This is a genomic window from Streptomyces sp. B15 (assembly GCF_018070605.1).
GTDB lineage: Bacteria > Actinomycetota > Actinomycetes > Streptomycetales > Streptomycetaceae > Streptomyces > Streptomyces smyrnaeus.
In genome coordinates, this window is the sequence record NZ_JAGPXJ010000186.1 from 1 (window position 1) to 4,070 (window position 4,070).

Below are 4,070 nucleotides of genomic sequence, written 5' to 3' on the forward strand. Positions count from 1 at the left end.
CAGCTGCTCAAGCTCAAGCAGAAGCACCCGGACCTGAAGGTGCTGTGGTCCTTCGGCGGCTGGACCTGGTCCGGCGGCTTCGGTGAGGCCGCCAAGAATCCGGAGGCCTTCGCCGAGTCCTGCTACAACCTGCTCAACGACTCCCGCTGGAAGGGGCTCTTCGACGGCATCGACATCGACTGGGAGTACCCGAACGCCTGCGGTCTGAGCTGCGACACCAGCGGCCGACACGCCTTCACGAAGGTGATGAAGGCGCTGCGTGGCAAGTTCGGCGACAAGCTGGTGACAGCGGCCATCTCCGCAGACGCCACCAAGGGCGGCAAGATGGAGGCCTCCGACTACTACAAGACGGCCGCACAGTATGTCGACTGGTACCTGCCCATGACATACGACTACTTCGGCGCTTTCGACAAACAGGGACCGACAGCGCCGCACTCGCCGCTGGAAGACTACGACGGGATCCCCAAGAAACTGTTCGACACCAAATCGTCCATCGCGGCACTCATATGGAACGGAGTCCCTCCTGAGAAGATCCTGATGGGGCTCGGCTTCTACGGCCGTGGCTGGACGGGAGTGACGCAGAAGGAACCCGGCGGAACGGCGACCGGTCCCGCTCCGGGCAAATACGAGCAGGGCATCGAGGACTACAAGATCCTCAAGACCCGCTGCCCCGCCAACGGCACGGTCGGCGGTACCGCCTATGCACACTGCGGCAACGAGTGGTGGAGCTACGACACTCCCCAGACCATCGGAGGAAAGGCCGACTGGGCCAAGAAACAGAAGCTGGGCGGCACGTTCCTGTGGGAGTTGAGCGGTGACACCCGGGACGGAGAGTTGATCAAGTCCATCCGGTAGGGGCCGCGCAGTTGGTCGGCAGCGAAGCCGCAATCACTGTTACGTCGCCGGAGCGGGGCGCCACCGGATGGGTGGCGCCCCGCCTCATGACTCTGCCGTTCGGTCGGCGAGGTCACTTCGCCTACCGAGCACTTTCCTCTACAAGCATCTACAAGTCACTTCACCGACCCTGCCATCACGCCTTGGACGAAGTGCCGCTGGAAGGCGAAGAAGATCGCCACTGGCACGATCAGGGACAGGAAGGCTCCGGGTGCCAGTACGCCGATGTTGCTGCCGAACTGCCGCATCTCCGACTGCAGGGCCACCGTCAGCGGCTGCGACTGGCTGTCTGCGAAGATCAGCGACACCAGCATGTCGTTCCACACCCACAGGAACTGGAAGATCGCAAGGGACGCGATCGCCGGTCGTCCCAGCGGGAGGACCAGCCGGAGGAAGATCCGCCACTCGCTGCCGCCGTCCATCCGGGCGGCCTCCAGCATTTCGCGGGGGATTTCCGCGAAGTAGTTCCGTAGCAGGAAGACGGCGAACGGCAGCCCGTACGCAACGTGGAAGAGAACCACCCCGGGGATCGTGCCGAAGAGTCCGACCGCGCCGAACATCTTGGCCACGGGCAGCAGGCCGACCTGGATGGGCACCACGAGCATGCCCACCACGATCAGGAAGATCCAGTCGCGGCCGGGGAACTCCAGCCAGGCGAAGGCGTATCCGGCCAGGGCCGCGACCACCACAACGGTCACCGTGGTGGGCACCGAGATCAGCACTGTGTTCCAGAAGGCATCGACGATGCCCGAGTTGTCCAGCAGGGCCGAGTAGCCGTCCAAGGAGAGACTGCCGGGGTTGGTGAGGGCGTTCCACCAGCCGGTGGCCGCATTGTCCTCGTCCGGCCGCAGGGAGCCGATGAACAGCCCGAAGGCCGGAGTGAGCCACAGCAGTCCGACGATCACGAGGCCGAGCTGCACCAGGCTGCGGCTCAGTTGCCGCAGCAGCCAGGCCATGGGCCTCGGCCTCCCGGTCTTGGAGGAAGCCGTGGTGGGGAGGGCGGTCATGACTGGCTCCTGCGGAAGCGTCGGATGTTGAAGATCATCGCCGGTACCACCAAGAGCAGCAGCAGGACACCCAGCGCACTGCCCAGGCCCTGGTTGTTGCCACCGCCGAAGGACACCAGCCACATCTGCAGGGCGAGGACGTTGGCGTCCTGTTGCACCGGGCCGGGTGCGATGACGAAGACGAGGTCGAAGACCTTCATCACATTGATCACCTGGGTCACGAAGACCACCACGAGCACTGGAGCCAGTAGCGGCACGGTGATCCTGCGGAAGATCTGCCACTCGTTCGCGCCGTCTATCCGGGCGGCCTCGATGACATCCCGTGGCATGGCCGAGAGCCCGGCACCGATCAGTACCAGCGCGAAGCCGGTCCAGATCCACAGGTAGGCGCCGATGATCGCCGGGGTGATGAGGGCGGGACCGAGCCACTCCACGCCACCGTAGGGCTCGGCGAAGTTCCGCGCGGGCAGGCGTATGGAGTAGTCGCCGGCCGCCAGCTTGTCGAAGCGGTACGAGCCGTCGGACGCGGTGGTCGTCTCGGCCACGACCTTTCCGTCCGCGTCGACCGCCTCCACCGCCAGGCGCGGCAGCCCGCTCTCCTTCGGGTCCACCTGTCCGGGTTTTCCGCCACCGCCGAGGGTGAAGTCCACCCAGGCCACACCGCGCAGCTCGGCGCCGCCGGGGGTGGCGGCCGAGGCGTCGCGTGCGGGCTCGGCATCCTTCGGCAGATCCTTGGGCGGGACGCCGACCAGGCCGAGGTTGACCGTGTTGCCGGGGGAGGCCTTGTCCTTCGTCGTGTACGCGCCGTCCTTGCCCTTGGCCAGCACGGTGCTGTCCTTGGGGCGCGCGGTCGGATAGCTGGCGCCTTCTTCGAAGGCGTCGTGCACTCCGACGGCGACCGCGTTCAGCACGCCCCGCTCGGGGTCCTGCTCGTAGACGACGCGGAAGATGATGCCCGCGGCGAGAAAGGAGATCGCCATCGGCATGAACAGCACCAGCTTGAACGCGGTGGACCAGCGGATCTTCTCGGTCAGTACGGCCAGGATGAGCCCGAGGCCGGTCAGCAGCAGCGGCGCGACCACCACCCAGATGGTGGTGTTGCGGATCGCCTTCAGCGTCGCCGGGTCGCGGAACATCTCTGCGTAGTTCTCGACGCCGACGAAGCGTGTGCCCGAGGCGTCGAAGAGGCTTCGCCCGACCGTGAAGAGGATGGGATACGCGACGAGCGCGCCGAGCAGCAGCAGCGCGGGCAGCATGAACAGCAGGGCGATCAGGCGTCGGCGGCGTAGGGCCCGGCGGCGCGGGCTGTGCTCGGGGTCGCCGGTGCCCGGTCCCGCCCCGCCCGGCAGCGGTGCCGGGCGGGCGGGGGCCTGCACAGAAGTGGCTGGCATCCGTACGTTCCTCAGTCCTTGTACGCCTTGGCGGCGGCGGCCTCGAGCTTGCGGGCCGTGGCCTTGGGGTCGGACGGGTCGCGCAGGAAGTCCTGCAAAAGCTTCCACTCGCCGGCGCCCTGGGTGCCGCCGAAGGCGGCCGGGGCCTGGTCGGACATGTCGAAGCGGACCGAATTACCGGCCTCGATCAGCGATTTGGCCGTCTTGCGGGTGATGTCGTCCTGATACGCCTCGGGCTTCACGCTCTTGTTGGGGGAGAGGAAGCCTCCGGCTCCGGCCCAGATCTCGGCCGCCTCCGGCGTCGCGAGGAACTCGACCAGTTTCATCCCGGCCTTGCGCTGCTTGCCGGCCTTGAGGACAGTGGCCGCGTCACCGCCGCCGACGACCGGCTTCTCCCCGTCCCCGACGGCGGGGAAGGGGAAGAACTTCGCGTCCACGCCGACCTTCTTCTTCAGGTCGCCGGAGATGGTGGCGCCCACGAAGTCCCCCTCGTAGACCATTCCGGCCTTGGGGTCGTTGCCGAAGACCTGCTCGACGGACTCGGGGAAGGTGGTGCGCAGCGCGCCCTTACCGCCGCCGGCAACCAGCTTCTTGTCCTTGAACAGCTCGGAGAGCGTGGTCAGGGCCTTGACGACACTCGGGTGCGTCCAGGGGATCTTGTGTGCGGCGAGCTTGTCGTAGTTCTCGGGCCCGGCCTGCGAGAGGTAGATGTTCTCGAACCAGTCGGTGAGGGTCCAGCCGTCCTCGCCCGCGACCGAGAAGGCGGGCAGCCCGGAGT

At 66.8% G+C, this 4,070-nt stretch carries 4 protein-coding genes; 1 reads left to right on the forward strand and 3 read right to left on the reverse strand.

Features of this window, described 5'->3' with window-relative positions; translation table 11 throughout:
* The coding region (locus KBY19_RS35610; protein WP_210967497.1) for a glycoside hydrolase family 18 protein at positions 1–855 on the forward strand (855 nt) is incomplete at its 5' end.
* 155 nt (positions 856–1,010) lie between these two features.
* Here the strand turns inward: KBY19_RS35610 and KBY19_RS35615 are convergent.
* The 3 genes from KBY19_RS35615 to KBY19_RS35625 form a co-directional block, all read right to left on the reverse strand.
* The gene (locus KBY19_RS35615; RefSeq protein ID WP_099877049.1) at positions 1,011–1,850 is read right to left on the reverse strand and encodes a carbohydrate ABC transporter permease; all 840 of its coding nucleotides are present in this window, start codon (positions 1,848–1,850) and stop codon (positions 1,011–1,013) included.
* Between the two features lie 47 nt (positions 1,851–1,897).
* Entirely contained in the window at positions 1,898–3,292 is a 1,395-nt protein-coding gene (locus tag KBY19_RS35620; protein WP_185015946.1) for an ABC transporter permease subunit, read from the reverse strand.
* Between the two features lie 11 nt (positions 3,293–3,303).
* On the reverse strand, positions 3,304–4,070 hold a 767-nt coding region (locus KBY19_RS35625; RefSeq protein ID WP_210967498.1), incomplete at its 5' end, for an ABC transporter substrate-binding protein.

Excerpts from the sequence above, each read along its gene's own strand:
- KBY19_RS35615 (WP_099877049.1), bottom strand. The coding sequence starts at position 1,850 with ATGGCCTGGCTGCTGCGGCAACTGAGCCGCAGCCTGGTGCAGCTCGGC.
- KBY19_RS35620 (WP_185015946.1), bottom strand. The coding sequence starts at position 3,292 with ATGCCAGCCACTTCTGTGCAGGCCCCCGCCCGCCCGGCACCGCTGCCG.